The 13,416-nt window shown below is 59.9% G+C and carries 19 protein-coding genes; all 19 read right to left on the minus strand.

Translation table 11 applies throughout. The features are described 5' to 3' along the window. Positions 1-5: 5 nt before the first annotated feature. The 19 genes from ACN0TA_RS17465 to ACN0TA_RS17555 all read right to left on the minus strand — a co-directional run bounded on the left by ACN0TA_RS17465 (position 6) and on the right by ACN0TA_RS17555 (position 13,360). Entirely contained in the window at positions 6-1,091 is a 1,086-nt protein-coding gene (locus ACN0TA_RS17465) for a minor capsid protein (RefSeq protein WP_417585335.1), read from the minus strand. Continuing rightward, the gene (locus ACN0TA_RS17470; protein WP_417585337.1) at positions 1,091-2,467 is read right to left on the minus strand and encodes a DUF4055 domain-containing protein; all 1,377 of its coding nucleotides are present in this window, start codon (positions 2,465-2,467) and stop codon (positions 1,091-1,093) included. Before ACN0TA_RS17470 ends, ACN0TA_RS17465 begins: the two co-directional genes overlap by 1 nt. Beyond that, positions 2,467-3,957, minus strand: coding sequence for a terminase (locus ACN0TA_RS17475; RefSeq protein ID WP_417585339.1), 1,491 nt, complete (start codon positions 3,955-3,957; stop codon positions 2,467-2,469). The genes ACN0TA_RS17470 and ACN0TA_RS17475 overlap by 1 nt, the downstream gene beginning before the upstream one ends. A 3-nt stretch (positions 3,958-3,960) precedes the next feature. After that, the gene (locus ACN0TA_RS17480; protein WP_417585341.1) at positions 3,961-4,479 is read right to left on the minus strand and encodes a hypothetical protein; all 519 of its coding nucleotides are present in this window, start codon (positions 4,477-4,479) and stop codon (positions 3,961-3,963) included. Between the two features lies 1 nt (position 4,480). After that, on the minus strand, positions 4,481-4,693 hold the full coding sequence (locus ACN0TA_RS17485; protein WP_417585343.1) for a hypothetical protein: 213 nt from the start codon (positions 4,691-4,693) through the stop codon (positions 4,481-4,483). 437 nt (positions 4,694-5,130) lie between these two features. Then, positions 5,131-5,343: a hypothetical protein gene (locus ACN0TA_RS17490; RefSeq protein ID WP_417585345.1), complete on the minus strand. Its 213-nt coding sequence runs from the start codon at positions 5,341-5,343 to the stop codon at positions 5,131-5,133. Beyond that, positions 5,340-5,627, minus strand: coding sequence for a hypothetical protein (locus ACN0TA_RS17495; protein ID WP_417585347.1), 288 nt, complete (start codon positions 5,625-5,627; stop codon positions 5,340-5,342). Before ACN0TA_RS17495 ends, ACN0TA_RS17490 begins: the two co-directional genes overlap by 4 nt. A gap of 759 nt (positions 5,628-6,386) precedes the next feature. After that, positions 6,387-6,932: a hypothetical protein gene (locus ACN0TA_RS17500; protein ID WP_417585349.1), complete on the minus strand. Its 546-nt coding sequence runs from the start codon at positions 6,930-6,932 to the stop codon at positions 6,387-6,389. A gap of 12 nt (positions 6,933-6,944) precedes the next feature. Beyond that, positions 6,945-8,138, minus strand: coding sequence for a hypothetical protein (locus ACN0TA_RS17505; RefSeq protein WP_417585351.1), 1,194 nt, complete (start codon positions 8,136-8,138; stop codon positions 6,945-6,947). Next, entirely contained in the window at positions 8,138-8,506 is a 369-nt protein-coding gene (locus tag ACN0TA_RS17510) for a VRR-NUC domain-containing protein (RefSeq protein ID WP_417585353.1), read from the minus strand. Before ACN0TA_RS17510 ends, ACN0TA_RS17505 begins: the two co-directional genes overlap by 1 nt. Beyond that, positions 8,503-8,724: a hypothetical protein gene (locus tag ACN0TA_RS17515; RefSeq protein WP_417585355.1), complete on the minus strand. Its 222-nt coding sequence runs from the start codon at positions 8,722-8,724 to the stop codon at positions 8,503-8,505. Before ACN0TA_RS17515 ends, ACN0TA_RS17510 begins: the two co-directional genes overlap by 4 nt. Beyond that, the gene (locus ACN0TA_RS17520) at positions 8,721-9,152 is read right to left on the minus strand and encodes a hypothetical protein (RefSeq protein ID WP_417585357.1); all 432 of its coding nucleotides are present in this window, start codon (positions 9,150-9,152) and stop codon (positions 8,721-8,723) included. Before ACN0TA_RS17520 ends, ACN0TA_RS17515 begins: the two co-directional genes overlap by 4 nt. After that, positions 9,149-9,505: a Ref family recombination enhancement nuclease gene (locus ACN0TA_RS17525; protein WP_417585359.1), complete on the minus strand. Its 357-nt coding sequence runs from the start codon at positions 9,503-9,505 to the stop codon at positions 9,149-9,151. The genes ACN0TA_RS17520 and ACN0TA_RS17525 overlap by 4 nt, the downstream gene beginning before the upstream one ends. Then, on the minus strand, positions 9,502-10,017 hold the full coding sequence (locus ACN0TA_RS17530; protein ID WP_417585361.1) for a hypothetical protein: 516 nt from the start codon (positions 10,015-10,017) through the stop codon (positions 9,502-9,504). Before ACN0TA_RS17530 ends, ACN0TA_RS17525 begins: the two co-directional genes overlap by 4 nt. Further along, on the minus strand, positions 10,010-10,195 hold the full coding sequence (locus ACN0TA_RS17535; RefSeq protein ID WP_417585363.1) for a hypothetical protein: 186 nt from the start codon (positions 10,193-10,195) through the stop codon (positions 10,010-10,012). Before ACN0TA_RS17535 ends, ACN0TA_RS17530 begins: the two co-directional genes overlap by 8 nt. After that, a complete protein-coding gene (locus tag ACN0TA_RS17540; protein ID WP_417585365.1) occupies positions 10,192-10,443 on the minus strand; it encodes a TraR/DksA C4-type zinc finger protein in 252 nt (83 codons plus the stop codon). The genes ACN0TA_RS17535 and ACN0TA_RS17540 overlap by 4 nt, the downstream gene beginning before the upstream one ends. Continuing rightward, positions 10,444-12,279: a toprim domain-containing protein gene (locus tag ACN0TA_RS17545; RefSeq protein ID WP_417585367.1), complete on the minus strand. Its 1,836-nt coding sequence runs from the start codon at positions 12,277-12,279 to the stop codon at positions 10,444-10,446. After that, positions 12,276-13,169: a YdaU family protein gene (locus ACN0TA_RS17550; protein ID WP_417585369.1), complete on the minus strand. Its 894-nt coding sequence runs from the start codon at positions 13,167-13,169 to the stop codon at positions 12,276-12,278. Before ACN0TA_RS17550 ends, ACN0TA_RS17545 begins: the two co-directional genes overlap by 4 nt. Then, positions 13,169-13,360 (minus strand): hypothetical protein, encoded by a 192-nt coding sequence (locus tag ACN0TA_RS17555; RefSeq protein ID WP_019407181.1) that lies wholly within the window; start codon positions 13,358-13,360, stop codon positions 13,169-13,171. The genes ACN0TA_RS17550 and ACN0TA_RS17555 overlap by 1 nt, the downstream gene beginning before the upstream one ends. Positions 13,361-13,416 lie beyond the last annotated feature (56 nt).

Consider the following 13,416-nt stretch of genomic DNA (forward strand, 5'->3'; position numbering starts at 1 on the left):
GCCAATCATAGCCCGGCGCGCTCGAACATGGCAGCGTCTCGCTTGCGCAGCTCATCCAGTGAATAGACCCGACCCTTGTTGTCGGTGAACCGGTCGATGCTGACTTTTCCGTCTCGGAACAGCTTGCCGCGCTCCGCTCCCAGGACATCGTCTTGGAAAGCGGCCGGCTTGCCTCTGAGCCATTGGCTATACGACACGTCAGCGGCGACTTGGCCATCCATTGATGCCTGTGTGCCTGGGTCAATCTCGGACTTTCTCAGCCCCAACGCTTCCCATGCAGAGGCAAGGACCGGAACGGATGTGCTGCGGCAGTTCCAGTGCCGCGGCGGCTGAGGGCCGGCGCCTACCGCATACGTCTTGCCTGAGAGCGAAGCGCATGTGATTGTCGTCCTACCGTCAAGAGTCGCCAGAAACTGCCACTCCTTCACCAGATCCGCATTTGCCTCGAACAAGGCTTGCCGCGAGTAGTTGGCGGTGTGGTTAACCGCCGTACGCACCAACGCCTCAACGCCTCGGCGATCAACCTCTAGCAGGCCATCGGCATAGTTCAGCGCCCGTGTTCCTCGCAAGCGGCGGACCATCTGATCAATCGTCTCGCCCTCAAGAAAGCCCATTCGAATTGCATCGCGAATCCGGGTGGCGCGAGTCGCCTCGATATCCTTCAGCGCCTCAGAAAGCAGCTTGCCTTGGAACGGCCTCGCCATCGCGGCTGCATGGACCTGCGAAGCACTCACCGCACTTAGGGTCAGCGACTCGACTACAGCTGGAGGCAGAACACTCGCCAACAGCTTGTGCTGGTAGCCTGCTTCATACCCAGCCAGCGCTACCAGCTCGGTGTCTAGGTCCGCCCCAACCGCCGCATAGGCTGAGGCATTCAACCGCTCAACTGACACCAGAAGCGCATCCAGCCGCTGCACGGTGAACGACTGAGGTGGCAACCGCTCCAGGGCATCCACCAGCTGCGCGAATAGCTCGGTGTCCGCCCGGTTCAGCAAGGCAATCATCCGGCGCACGACGCCATTTGAGTAGCGCGTAAGGTCGATAGCATGGCCAACCGCCGCATCTGCAAGCCGCTCGTTAGCGCTGGCCATCATTCAACCCCTGCGTTACCCAGTCTAGGCCCCTGCTCTGTCAGGCGCTCCATCTCGTCCATCCAGTTTCGGTCAGGAACCTTGCCGGTCGAAATGTAGTGCCAATAGGTGTCATGGCTGATCACGCCGGCCAGCGCCGCCTGCAGAAGCTGTGTCGCCATCTGCGGATCAACGCCCACCGCAACGAAGTCAGGCTTGACCGTGAACGTCACGTCTTTCTCATTGAAGCCAAGCCAATCGGCCAAGTAGCGCAGCCCTTGTTCTAATGCCTCTGCAGCCGTTATGACGATGCTGTGCAGCGTGGCGTGCTGGTCGTTCTGGCGGAGCTTTCTAGCTTCCCCTGACTCGGTGCCGGTCACATCCATGACCTTCGCGCCAGCCTCAAGAGCTGCGTTCTTCTGGTCGGACATGGCAGTACGGACGGCTTCAATTCCGGCACCCTGGAATTCCAGATAACCACACGAGCCATTCACGCCCAGATCCCACGCAGCAGACGGACCGGTGACTGACAGATCAGCGTCTTCCTCCAGCCCAGATACCCATGGCTGCGGGTGGCTGGTCTGGTGGAGCGCAGTGAAGTAGTCGGCGCTAAGCTGGTACGACTTCAGCGCGGCGCGAGCCATGCTCAGCAGCGGAATCTCGTCGACGCCTGGCCCGTTGTCTGTGGAGCCGCAGTAAACGACAGGGATATACGGCAGGCCTTTGACCAAACGCTCGTCGGAGCCGGTGGTACCTAGTGGCTTCTCCGCATCTACTATCTCGCCGCCATCGTTGCGCACCGAGCTATAGCAAACGCCGTCTCGCATCGTGAAGATGCGGAACACAGGCTCGCAATCGTGCGTGAACTCGTCCTGCCGCTTCTCGCGAAACTCGCGGAACACCGCCAGCACCAAATCCTGCCGTCCACCTTGGTTTGCTGTCTTCCAGTTGATCGCGTTGACTGCGGTATAGGTCGAGAAGTACGGCAACCCGTTGTCGTCGATGTTGGCTACCAGCGGCACGCGGCCATGAGATATCGCCTGGCGAACCATCCTGAAGAACAGTTGCTTCAGGCCAAAGCCATCATCCGTCGCGTTATCAAGAAGCCCTTTCATGCCGGAAGGCAGAGTGATCTCTGGCTCCAAGCGAGATACCAGCCCCATCATTGAACGCAGACTATCGCGCACCCAGTGCTCGTACTGAGCGCGAGCCGTGTAGTTATCGTATAGGTAGCGATTAGCTGCGGCGTCCTGCTTCTCCGCTTCCACCATCCCGCTAGGCTTCGGAAGGTTGCGGACATCCGCCTTAACGGCGTCTTCGCCGTCGAGCGCAGCATCCATCAGCTGCCACTCGGACAGATGCCGATCGTAATCAGGGTTTGTCGATTGCACTGGCATTATGCCAATCCTCCAATACGGCGCATGCCGCCTGTGCGTTTACGTCTGCTCATCGCGACCGCGAAATAGCGGAATGCGTCTGAGCCGTGAGACGACCAATCGTGAAGCGGCTTGTCTTTCCAGCAGCCGCGCTTGTCGTCCCATTCCTTGCGGTAGTTTTCGAGGCAGGCGATGCCCTCTTCACACTTCGAATCATCGAAGGCGCAGCGGGGCAGGATCTCGCGGACGTGATCAATGCCATCGTCTACGCCCAGCTTCGGCACCACCTGGAAGCGGATGCTGTAGCGCTGCCCGTCGAACTCGTAACCTTCCTGCGCGATCTCTCGACGGGTCTTGCCGTCGCTGCCGAACTCGCGGTTGTCGATGTCGTGCGGCCCCCAGTGGTCGCCGTAGGTGTAGCCGCGATCCTTCAGCACCTTCATGTAGTGCCGCAGGCCTTCGCCGCTGTTCTCGTAGTAGTCAATGACGTGGAACTCTTCGCCCACGATCCGAACGAACCAGATCGCCGTCGAGTCGCCGACGCCGATGTCCCAGAAGGTGTGCACCGGCTGGTGACTGTTGTCAGGCAGTACGCCGATGCGCTGTTGTGCGTACAGCTTGGCGAACTGCTTGGCGTAGTAGGCGCCCTCGATGCTCTGCTGGAATGCCTCGGCAGGGATCGACGGATATTCCCGCTTCATGTCGTCGCCGAGGGTTTTCTCCTTGGCGGCGTACCATGCGCGCTGGCCGTCGTTCGTCTTGACGCCGTGCTTTGCCTCAAGCTCGACGAAATAATCTGTCAGGCGCTGCGGCAGGACCGTTCCGGCTGGGTCTAGCCAGTAGTCAGCGTTCTTCCACCAGCTGAAGAAGAAGAACTTCCAGTCCAGCTTGCCAAGTGGCTGCTTTGCGGCCTGCTGCTTCTCAGCGGCTTGCGAGTAGTCGAAGAAGTAGCCGGCTCTGCCCTCTGCCGTCGATTCGATGGTGACGAAGCAGTCAGTCGCAACCGCCTCGAATGCACCCGTGACGATCTCGCGCGCCTTGTGCGGGAACTTGGCGCAGATCTTCCCAAACTCAGACACATGCAGATAACGCAGCGTGCCGCCCCGGAAGGACGTGCTGACGTACAGCGAGCCGCCCTTGGCGAATACCAACTCACCGGCCGCATCGTTGCGCGCCGGGTTGGCCGCTTTGATCTCAGCCGGCAGGTTGTCGTAGGCGAACTTGATCTTTTCCCGAAACAGTCGCTTGGCATCGTTCAGGGTGTGAGCGATCAGCGCGCACTTGGCCGACTCGAATAGCGCCGCGTCGAGCTGGATGATGCACTGCTCAGTCGTAAAGCCGAGCTGGCGAGCCTTCAGGATGATGTTTCGAGTGTGCAGGCCTTCGAAGTACTCAAGCTGCTCCGCTGTCATGCGGAACCGGGTCTTCTTTCCCTGCTTGTCGGTGATGAAGTAGAGCGAATTGAGTCGAAACAGCTTGTCCCGGAGCTTCGCAAGGTGCTCGGGTTTCATCTGTCAGGCCTCAGTCGATAGCTCGTCCATCAGTGCGGCCAGGTCGCTGACCGTCTTGTCGCCTTCCACGGTGTCGAGGTTGAAGGCTTGCCGCTGACCTTTGATGATCTTCAGCTGAGCATCGACGCCAGCATTAAGAGCCCGCGAGAACTCGCCCACTGCATCTGGTGCAACGCTCATGTCGTTCAACGTGTCATTGAGCTTGTCCGCGATTGCCTGCCAGCGAGCCAGCCCCTTGCGATGACTTAGCACCACAGCCGTCAGCTGATCGGAAGCCTCTTCAATTATTTCGTCGTCAGTTACCGCTTTTGACTGGTAACCGTCAGTGGTAACCGCCTTGGTAACCTTTGCCTTGGTAGCGGCCCGAACCTTTTCGCTCAGGTCTCGCTGCCAGCCTTCTTTTGCTGCGCGCTTACCGATAGCGACATGAGTTACCCCATGCGCCTCGCCGATAGCGCGGACAGATAGCGAACCAGCCCGATAGGCCGATTCGACAGCCTCCCAATCGGGTTGCTTTGCCATGTTAGGAACCTGCGTTGTTATCTCGAATAATCAACATGCGTGCCGTCTCCTCGTGAAAGCAGCCCGCCATGATCGCGACCACCAACCCTTGCGGAACGCCTGCGTCCTTCGCCTTCTTGAGAGCCGCCCCTACCTCATCGCATAAGGCGTTCATCGCGTCGTTTACTTCGGCACTAACGGGCTTTTCTGAGTACAGCCTGCTTACGTTTGTCATACCTGCTCCTCCACTCTCTCCTCCCCCATCTCCAGGCCTCGGCGATTAGCAGGCCACATAGGCAGGCTATTAGGTAGGCGGATAGGAGGTAGGCGTGGGCGCGTCTCATGCGAATGCCTTCGCTATGCTGTAGCCAATGAAGCCAGTCCATAGGAAGCTGGTAACGAATACGAATGCCCAGGTGATGGCTTCATATCGAAACCTCGTCAACGTACTCAGTGAATGCGCTCACGAGATCGGGCTGACCGGGTTTGCCAGCCAGCCCTCAGATTCCAGTCCCAGGCATACAGGTCCATACACCCGCCTTATGGGTGCGGTTCCTATGGCTCAGGGGTTGCTCGCGGTATGGCTCAACATCAGCCGCCTGGGGATATTCAATTCGTCTTGGCGGTGGCCGATAGAGCCAAGCCAGTATCAGATTCAGCAGCAGCATGCGTTCACTCCGAGCCAGTCACCTTCGGCTGAGGAATCACCCTGGAGATAGCGGCAGCGATACCCAGTGCCATGTTCACGCTGGCCCATACGATCGGGCTGATGTGTCCGTCGAACGCCACCCATCCCACTGCTGCGGCGTTAAGCGCTGCCGTCAGGATGGCGAGCTGCACACTGGTCAGACGCCAGCACTTGCGCCACTCAGGGATCAGGTTCATGAGCCGAACCCCTTGGCAACGAACGGCCATAGCTTGTCGAACACTGCCACCAGCACCACGCCGGCACCGATGCCGTAGGTGAGCTTGGTGCTCAGCGTGTCGACCTTCCCGGCTACCTCGTCCTGACTCTCCCCGATTGCGGTGAGCTGGCGGGTCATGTGCTCGAACTGTTGCTCGAGCTTGGTCAGGCGATTAGGTGACTGGGCATGGTCACGGTCGAATCGATCAAGGCGGTGCCGGGTTACGGCTGCCTCTTGCTCCAGTGCTCCGACTCGCTCATGCACTGTTCTGCCCTCATGGCTGTCGGTCATAGTGGAGTCTCGTGAATAAGTCCGGCCTCACATGCGCGTGCGATCCGCTCGGAGCGAGGAGGCAGGCATGGGGCCGGAAGAGGTTTGCACTGCATTGCGCGTTTTCTGCACATTGGTGCGGGATATTTGCAATGAGGTGCGAATAAAGATCCGCGCGATTTGTGCTTGATGAGCGGGAACTCCCAATCGCAGACAGAGGCATGGCGGATGTGTTGAATTGGTGCGCTGGGTAGGTGAGCCCTTGTCGAACCGTTCGCGCATGAAGCATTCCCGTGGAAATCGACGGGAATAAAAAAGCCCAGCGGTTAGGCTGGGCTCTGGTCTGCATCAGAGATGCAGAGGTTGTATTTCCGGTTACCGTATCCGGGGAGGCCATTACGCTGCCTCGGTCACACGCCTCGCCGTGTCTCAACCCGTCGACCGCTTCACGGTGCAGTTACTCGACGGCGGCCCGGCAGTCCAGACCCGTTGTGTGCAGGTGGCCGGTGCTGATCTCCGGCATGACTATTAGCGGCCTTAGTGACACCAGAGTTTCACTGGGGCGAAGGTTTCAGCCGCTTATTATTGGACTCGCCGTGGCCATCTGGGCGCTTACTCACTTTACCGGCCACGATTCCCGCAATCCATCAGGTCTTACACTTGCGCATCAGCCTGCGCATTCACCTGCTCTCGACCATCTCAACGCGTGAAATGACCAAGATAGCGATAATCTACTGCCAGTCTGCCACTCTGTCAAGCAGCCTGACATGAAATTAAACCTTCCATGTCCAGAATGTGTTGCGCCTCTACCAGAGCTTTGTTCACTTGGTCTTCCAAGTCGCGGCGGATGGCTGATTTCCAGCGGTGCTGTGTGCGCTCGGCTACTGGCTCTTCACTCCAGCGATCCATGTCGTACCACGATGCAGGAAGAACGCTAGTGCTGCGCTTCCCTTCCATGCCTGGCAACTTGGGGAATGCCCATGTCGCGGTCGCAGCAATAATGAACCGCTCCGGTGCCGGCGACTTCACCGAGCCAGCCAGCGCCATCATTGCGTCGTGCTTGCGCTCCAAGTGGGTGCTGTACTTGGCCACGAGAGCCAGCCACAGACCGACCGGCAACGCCTTATGCAGACGCCCATGCACCCAGCAATCAGACAGGAATGCCGCTTCCTTTCCGCTGATCTCCCCAGGCACACGCGCAACCTGAACCTTCGGCTCGAAGTCACAGCCCCCCGCGCTATTGATCGTCTCCGCAGCCAGAGCCCGGACTACTGCTGATACAACTGATGGGTAGGTCATATCGTTCTCCCCTTAGACCGAATACACAGCGCGGCGCTTGAGTGCTTCAGCACCTGGCACAGCCTTGTCGATGATGTCTTTCACTTCTTCGGCGCTGATCGTGATACGGCCCTTCTCGCCGTAGGTCTTCGAGCGCAGCACGCAGGTCAGGCACGCGCGGGAACGCCAGCCGCCGTCGTGGGCGTACTTGTCACCCGGGGCGAGCTGGTTCCATGACTCAACCGTCACGCCCGGGTGCTCTTTTGAGGTCATGCGGTGGTGGATGTGGCCGATGTCGATATAGCGATAAGTCGTCTCGCCCCAATCCTTCGCGAAGTCGGTCGCCATCACATGCGCGAGCTGAGCCGGCCGGCACTTGTCGGAGTGGTGGCACATCACGAAGGTGTTGCCCATGCGGTACGGGATGAACACGCTTCGGTTGTCCAGCACATGCAGGCGGGGGTTTTCGCTGTAGACGTGCGACAGGAACGTGCGCATCCAGATATCGTTGGATCGCGAGTGATTGCCCTGGTTAACGATCACGTCGACGAACTGAAACTTAGAGAGCGCCTTGTCTACGATGGTCCGCATCACCCGGGCGGCAACGTCGATCATCTTCGGGTAACGACTGTCGTAGTCAAAGTCGTGACCGGACTCACTTTTGGCAGTGAAGTCCTGATAGTGGGTCATATCGCCGAGGTCTTGGATAACGCAGCGCTCACAACTCGGGGCGCGATCGATGAGGCGCATCATGGCCGTGACCAACTCACGCTCCCCGATCTTTAGGTCGAAGTTATGGCCGACCTCGTGCGAGTGAGCCAGCATTCCCAGGTGAGCGTCACCGATGTTGAACCAAGGAATGATGTCGGCATCGAGCTCGGTCGAAGGCGCTGGAATTTCCGGAAACGGCTGCGCTTCCTCCAGATAGGATTGGGCGAACCGCTCGAACATCGCAGCCAGTGCCTCGGCGTCGGTGTTCGTCTTTACCCACGACAGAACAGGCTCTTCCTCGCCGCGCTTCATTAGCTGGGAAGTGCCTTTGATCTTCAGGAACTCCGGCAGCCGGGTCGTAATGCTCATCTCCGGCAGATGGCCCTTCAGACCCAGACGGGACTTATGCGCAGCCACCCGCCGAGGATGCAGCCCCAGGATCTCGGCCGCAGCAGTAACGGTGCGCCCCGTCAGCGCCGCTATGATTGTGTCGTCGTCGTGCTTGCGTGCGGCCATTATGCGGCTCTCCCCAGATAGTCCTGAATGGTTTTGCGGGCCTCATCAGCCCCCTTACAAACTGCGGCCAAGAAGCCCTGCTGGCTGAGCCAGTCGAGCCAATCGGCTTGCTCTGGCGATACGCTGCCGCCCTTGATGCGCTTGAGTTCGATGAAAAGGCCGAAGTAGCCGCCCGATGGCTTGAGAAGCATCATGTCGGGGAAGCCCTTGCGGACGCCCTCAGCCTTGAGCTTTGCCGCTACCGCTATGTGGCGCTGGCCACCATTCGGAACAGCTGCCAAACGACCGCGCAGGGACGGGTACTGCATGTCGAACCACTTCACGACGGCTTTTTGTTCGTCATGCTCGGTCGGGACGGCCAATTTCATCTACTCCCCCTCGCCTTCAGCGCTTGCACAACGGCATCCCGCGCACTCTCCGGAACAGCTGCCAGCAGCACGCGCCCCTGTCGATCCTTCTCCGGCCCCTTGAGGTCGCGCACCTTCCACCGGATGAGGCAGGCCGTTTTGTCCGCTTCGATCAGCGCCCGAGCATCGGCAGTCAATTCCGCCAAGTTCAATCCAGCATTCGCCGCAGAGTGGTTCATGCATGGCTGGCCTCCGCGTAGTGGTGCTTGCAATGAGCCTTGGAAGGGGCAGTGCTCGGGAAGCCGCACTTGCCGCACTGGTTTTCCGGCGCGAAGTTCATGTGCTTCTCTGTGTCGAACGACACGTCTACGCCGGCAACGGTGCGAGGGTCCTTTGTGGCCTTCTCGGCATCGGTGCGGTAGTCGAAGGTGTTCTGTTGACCGAAAGTTGATTCGTCCTCGCTGATCATCTGCAACCGGCGTGCGGCGCTATCGGCAATGTCCTGCCAGTCGCGCCGGGTGTCCTTGTGTCCGCGCTGGCCTGCCGCCAATGCCTTCTTGACGATGTGCTGAGCAACCGGGCAGGTGACCTTGAACAGATCAAGCAGGCGGTACACGTCGAGCCGGTCGATGTGAGATACGTCGATGAAGTAATGTTCGTGGCTCATGCCGCCTGCTCCAGTCCGATCAATTCCATGACCCGCGCCGGTAGCGTCAGGCCCATATCAAGCAACTGCAGGGCGCAGTCGCGGATTAGTGTTTCCTGCTTGCCATAGGCCAGCTCGAAGCGGGCCTTGAATGGGTGAATTCCGGTCAGACCGGGAGCGCCGGTTCCGTGCTGATGGTGTCCAGCGCAGATTGGAAGCACTAGCCAATGAGCATCGGGCTTCGTGCGGCCATCGCAGTGGTGGATGCTCACGACTGGGTTGAACCGACCGTCCTTCTTGCACGCGATACAGCCGAGCTGGGCAATCTGGTCGTGGTAGTCGCTCTGAGCCTTGGTTGGCGTCTTGCCTTTCATGCAGCCTCCGGCATCAGGTCAACCATCTGGCCGATCTGGTCTTCAGTCATGCCCGGCCAGTAGCGTTCGCAGATGTGGCGGCAGATTCCCTGCCACAGCCGGTAGAAATCGCCCTCCTCCATCTCATCGAAGGCCAGCGACTGGGCTACCGATACGTCCAGCTTGCCGATGCCTGGCAGGTCGATGGTCTGGACCTCGCAGCAGATGCCCGTCTCTCGCTGCAGGCGCTTGATGGCGTCGTGGCAGCCCATGCCCTGGAAGGCTTCGATCTGGTCAGCGACAAGCCCACCGAGCGAGTGAACCAGGCGGTGAAACTTGGCGTTGCGAGGCTTCTTCAGGTCGGCGCGCAGTTCGTCACCGATGCGGTAGTTCCGCTCACGCATCAGGCGTTGATCGATGCGGTGACGCGGGACCAGGGCGCCCACCTCCTCACCGGTCGACGGATCGACCAGGCGACGGACGCTGAAGTAGACCGGGCGGGCTTTCTTTGGCTTGCGCTTGGTCTCAGCCACGGGCAGCACCCCGCTTGCCGATCTCAGCGATAACAGCCAGGGCGGCGACCTCAATCAGCAGGCGCAGCCCGTTATAGCGCTGTGCCTCACCGACATCCTTGCCGGTCGCTGCGAGAATCATGATTACCAGGCTGGCGAACAGATCGAAGCCAAACAGGACGTAGAGCAGAAATTTCATTTCCGCACCTCCCGAATCCCCTGGCACTCAACGCAGCACACCGCCGACGGATAGGCCTTGCGGCGAGCGGCCGGAATCTCCTCGTCGCAGTCGATGCAGAACTCAGCGCCCTGAACATGCAGCCTGGCGCGCACTACTTGCACGCCCCCTATCCGATCAGCCTCCTCTAGGCCAGTAGCGCGGTCTGTTACGTCGGGGGCTGTGCGGACTTGCTCCAGGGCTTCCGCCATTTCATTGATGACTGGCATTTATGCGGTTTCCTTCAGGTCAGGGCGCTGCTCGACTTGGCCGGAGTAGTTCACCCACTGGCGCGGCTTGCTTTCTGCGCGTTCAAGGTATTGAGCGGAGCCTTGGTCAAACCAGAGCGGGATCTTTCCTTCCTCGCCGGTGAGCCGCTGCTTGCTGATGATCATGTGCACGTCGGATTGGCTCTCGAAGACAGAAGCGTCTTCACCGCCCTGCTTCATGGCCTCTTCCTTCTTCTTGTTCCGCCAGACCGTGATCACGTTGTCTGCCAGGTCGGTGAGGATGGCGCCACCGCGAACGTCGAGCTTTCCGGGCGCCTTCGACTCGTCTTCCGCCTTGCGCGGGTGAGCGACCAGATGCACATGCACGCCCATCTCGTGAGCGAAGCCAACCAGGGCTTCCATGGCCTGCTTCTGGCCGTTGTAGTCGTCCTCAGCCATGCCGAGCTTGGCCAGGCTGTCCACGATGAAATGCGTCACGCCATAGCGGCGGGCTGCGTAGCGGAAGGTTTCGAGCATCTCGCTCGTCTTGGCCGAGCCGACCTGGTTGTAAATCCAGAGCTTGCCGGCCAGCGATTCAAGGATGGCGTTGATGTAGCCGCGGGTCGGATAGCACAGGCCGGAAGCCTGGCGGACCATGCGCTGGAGAGTGCGGCGGGCCGGCATCTCCATGGAGGCGATGCAGAACTTCTCGCCCTTGCGCATACCGTGATAGGCCAGGTAGTTCAGGAGCTGCGACTTGCCGTGGCCAGACCAGCCGGTCCAGACGCTCAGCTCGGAGGAGCGAAAGCGGATCACGTCGCGGGCCTTCTCCCACGGCACTTCCATGCCGCTGACGGTCGGATTGCGCTCGAAGAACTCGGCGCAAACCTCATCGGCGAAGTCGAGCACGCCGGCCAGCTTGTCCGGGTCAAGGTTCTTCGCCTTGGCGTAGCACTCGTCGATGTCGTCTTCGGTCAACATCAGTGTGTCTAGCGCGTAGTTGAAGTCCTTGCAGCCAAGGCTAACCAGGCGGCAGCGCTCGCGGCCGAGGCGCTTGATGATCTCTTCGGTGGCCTTCTCGCCCTCCTCGTCCGCGTCCAGGCACAGGTAGATCGTGTCGAAGCGCTCCAGGTTGGAATACTCGTGCTCGATCCAAGCCTGCTTGTTGCCGCTGCCGCCGCCGAACGGAACCGACAGCGCCGGCTTGCCGTACTGCCAGGCGGTCATGGCGTCGATCTCGCCTTCCACGATGGTGACTTCGCGGGCGTCGGCCGGAACTGCCTGCCAGCCGAACAGGCACGGCTCAGTGCCTGGCGATGTGCGAATGCCGGTCTTCTTGCCGTTCTCGTCGCGGTCAATGCCAATGGTCTTCCAGTGAACCAGGCCGCCGTCACGCAGGTAGGGGAAGACGATCAGCCGACCCTGCTCTGCGATTTTGAACTTGGCGATGGTTTCAGCCTTCAGGCCGCGGCCCTTCAGGTAGGCCATGACCGGGCTATCTTCCTTCGGCGTGCCACACTTCGGCCGATCCGGGCGGGCAAATTCCTTGACCTTGGGAGATTCAAGCTTCGGCTCGTGAACGCCCAAGTAGCTCTTGGCCTCGCTCAGCGCGGTACGCATGTCGCAGCCACGAGTCGCACGCCACAGGTCCAGCAGGTCTCCCGTCTCGCCGGTCGAGAAATCGCACCAGACGCCGGACTTATCGCCCTTCAGGTGAACGCCGAGGCTCTGCCCCTTCTCGCCATTGGTGCTACCGACGCGCCATTCCGAGCCTTCACGCTTACCGGCCGGCAGCAGGTAGTGGCACACGTCGTTGACGCGATCAGCCAGACGGCTGGCAATCTCGGAGGGAGTCATGCCTGCCCCCGAGACTTCAGGTAGGACCAGGCGTAGCCAGTGGCCGGATCGTGGGTTTCGGTGTTGCGGACTTCCCAGCGATTTTCGATGGCGTTCCAGTACTCGAAATCGCCCTTGCGGGTCAGCGGCGGACAGGTGCGGGAATCGCCCTTCACGACGCCGCCGGAGGCAGTGGTGCGCAGCGGGTGGATGTTCGAAGCCAGGGCCTCGCGCCAATGCTCATCCGGCCCCAGGAAGGTCGCGGCCTGCTTCACGAACGACGTGCCGATGTTGCCCTTGGCCTGCATCTGGTCGGCGTAACGCTTGGCCGACAGGATCAGGTCTTCTGCCTTCACGCCCGAACGGAGCCGAGCATTCCAGGCCTTGTGGGCGCCCTTCTTGGAATTGCCGCCTTCACGCTTCGGGTACTCAGCCCAGAACTCTTCGAACTCAGCCGAGTAGGCGCTCGTGTCATCGGCAGATGGCACAAGAGCTTTTTGCTCTTGCTCTTCTTGGTTACTGGTTAGTGGTTCTTGGTTAGTGGTTAGGTGGCCATTCGTGCACGTTTCGTGCTCGTCTGGTGCACGCTTCGCTCTGCGCTTCGCCTCACGATCCAGAGCTATCTGCTTGTTTTTCTCAGACTTTTCATGGAACGACTCGATTTCATCAGCGATACGCTGCTGGGTGTATTGCTCGCCTTCCAGGGTGAAGAATTTCGTCAGCACGAACTTCACGGCTGCTATTTCTTCATCGCTGCGAGCCCAGCACCAGTCGATAGCTTCATCCATGGTAGGGAAGCGTTCACGGTCGTAGCACGCATCCATCAGAAGCGTGTACGCACCGTGCTCAAGCATGGAAAGGCGACCGGCCTTCTTGTGGTAGTCACCGATGTTGCGCTTGAAGTAATGCATTACCGGCACTCCTCTTTCACGACAGGAGTGCGATCACGGCGAGCGATCTGCAGATGGGCGCAAAACACCTCTAGCTGATCGCAGGTGATGCGCAGGTTCTGAATGGATTGATGGCCGCTCTGCGAGATGACTAGCTCGTCACCCTCAAGAACGATCAGGTAGGAATTGCACTTAATCGGTGTATTCGGCATAATTGGCTCCAGCTCTAGCTGTGTTGTTGAAGAAGCCACCCTTGCCCGGTGGCTTT

The organism is Pelagibacterium sp., assembly GCF_048264985.1.
Lineage (GTDB): Bacteria > Pseudomonadota > Alphaproteobacteria > Rhizobiales > Devosiaceae > Pelagibacterium.

What these genes read in the sequence shown, in the direction of transcription:
- ACN0TA_RS17465 (WP_417585335.1), bottom strand. Translation starts at nt 1,091, where the DNA reads ATGGCCAGCGCTAACGAGCGGCTTGCAGATGCGGCGGTTGGCCATGCT.
- ACN0TA_RS17470 (WP_417585337.1), bottom strand. Translation starts at nt 2,467, where the DNA reads ATGCCAGTGCAATCGACAAACCCTGATTACGATCGGCATCTGTCCGAG.
- ACN0TA_RS17475 (WP_417585339.1), bottom strand. Translation starts at nt 3,957, where the DNA reads ATGAAACCCGAGCACCTTGCGAAGCTCCGGGACAAGCTGTTTCGACTC.
- ACN0TA_RS17480 (WP_417585341.1), bottom strand. Translation starts at nt 4,479, where the DNA reads ATGGCAAAGCAACCCGATTGGGAGGCTGTCGAATCGGCCTATCGGGCT.
- ACN0TA_RS17485 (WP_417585343.1), bottom strand. Translation starts at nt 4,693, where the DNA reads ATGACAAACGTAAGCAGGCTGTACTCAGAAAAGCCCGTTAGTGCCGAA.
- ACN0TA_RS17490 (WP_417585345.1), bottom strand. Translation starts at nt 5,343, where the DNA reads ATGAACCTGATCCCTGAGTGGCGCAAGTGCTGGCGTCTGACCAGTGTG.
- ACN0TA_RS17500 (WP_417585349.1), bottom strand. Translation starts at nt 6,932, where the DNA reads ATGACCTACCCATCAGTTGTATCAGCAGTAGTCCGGGCTCTGGCTGCG.
- ACN0TA_RS17505 (WP_417585351.1), bottom strand. Translation starts at nt 8,138, where the DNA reads ATGGCCGCACGCAAGCACGACGACGACACAATCATAGCGGCGCTGACG.
- ACN0TA_RS17510 (WP_417585353.1), bottom strand. Translation starts at nt 8,506, where the DNA reads ATGAAATTGGCCGTCCCGACCGAGCATGACGAACAAAAAGCCGTCGTG.
- ACN0TA_RS17515 (WP_417585355.1), bottom strand. Translation starts at nt 8,724, where the DNA reads ATGAACCACTCTGCGGCGAATGCTGGATTGAACTTGGCGGAATTGACT.
- ACN0TA_RS17520 (WP_417585357.1), bottom strand. Translation starts at nt 9,152, where the DNA reads ATGAGCCACGAACATTACTTCATCGACGTATCTCACATCGACCGGCTC.
- ACN0TA_RS17525 (WP_417585359.1), bottom strand. Translation starts at nt 9,505, where the DNA reads ATGAAAGGCAAGACGCCAACCAAGGCTCAGAGCGACTACCACGACCAG.
- ACN0TA_RS17535 (WP_417585363.1), bottom strand. Translation starts at nt 10,195, where the DNA reads ATGAAATTTCTGCTCTACGTCCTGTTTGGCTTCGATCTGTTCGCCAGC.
- ACN0TA_RS17540 (WP_417585365.1), bottom strand. Translation starts at nt 10,443, where the DNA reads ATGCCAGTCATCAATGAAATGGCGGAAGCCCTGGAGCAAGTCCGCACA.
- ACN0TA_RS17545 (WP_417585367.1), bottom strand. Translation starts at nt 12,279, where the DNA reads ATGACTCCCTCCGAGATTGCCAGCCGTCTGGCTGATCGCGTCAACGAC.
- ACN0TA_RS17550 (WP_417585369.1), bottom strand. Translation starts at nt 13,169, where the DNA reads ATGCATTACTTCAAGCGCAACATCGGTGACTACCACAAGAAGGCCGGT.
- ACN0TA_RS17555 (WP_019407181.1), bottom strand. Translation starts at nt 13,360, where the DNA reads ATGCCGAATACACCGATTAAGTGCAATTCCTACCTGATCGTTCTTGAG.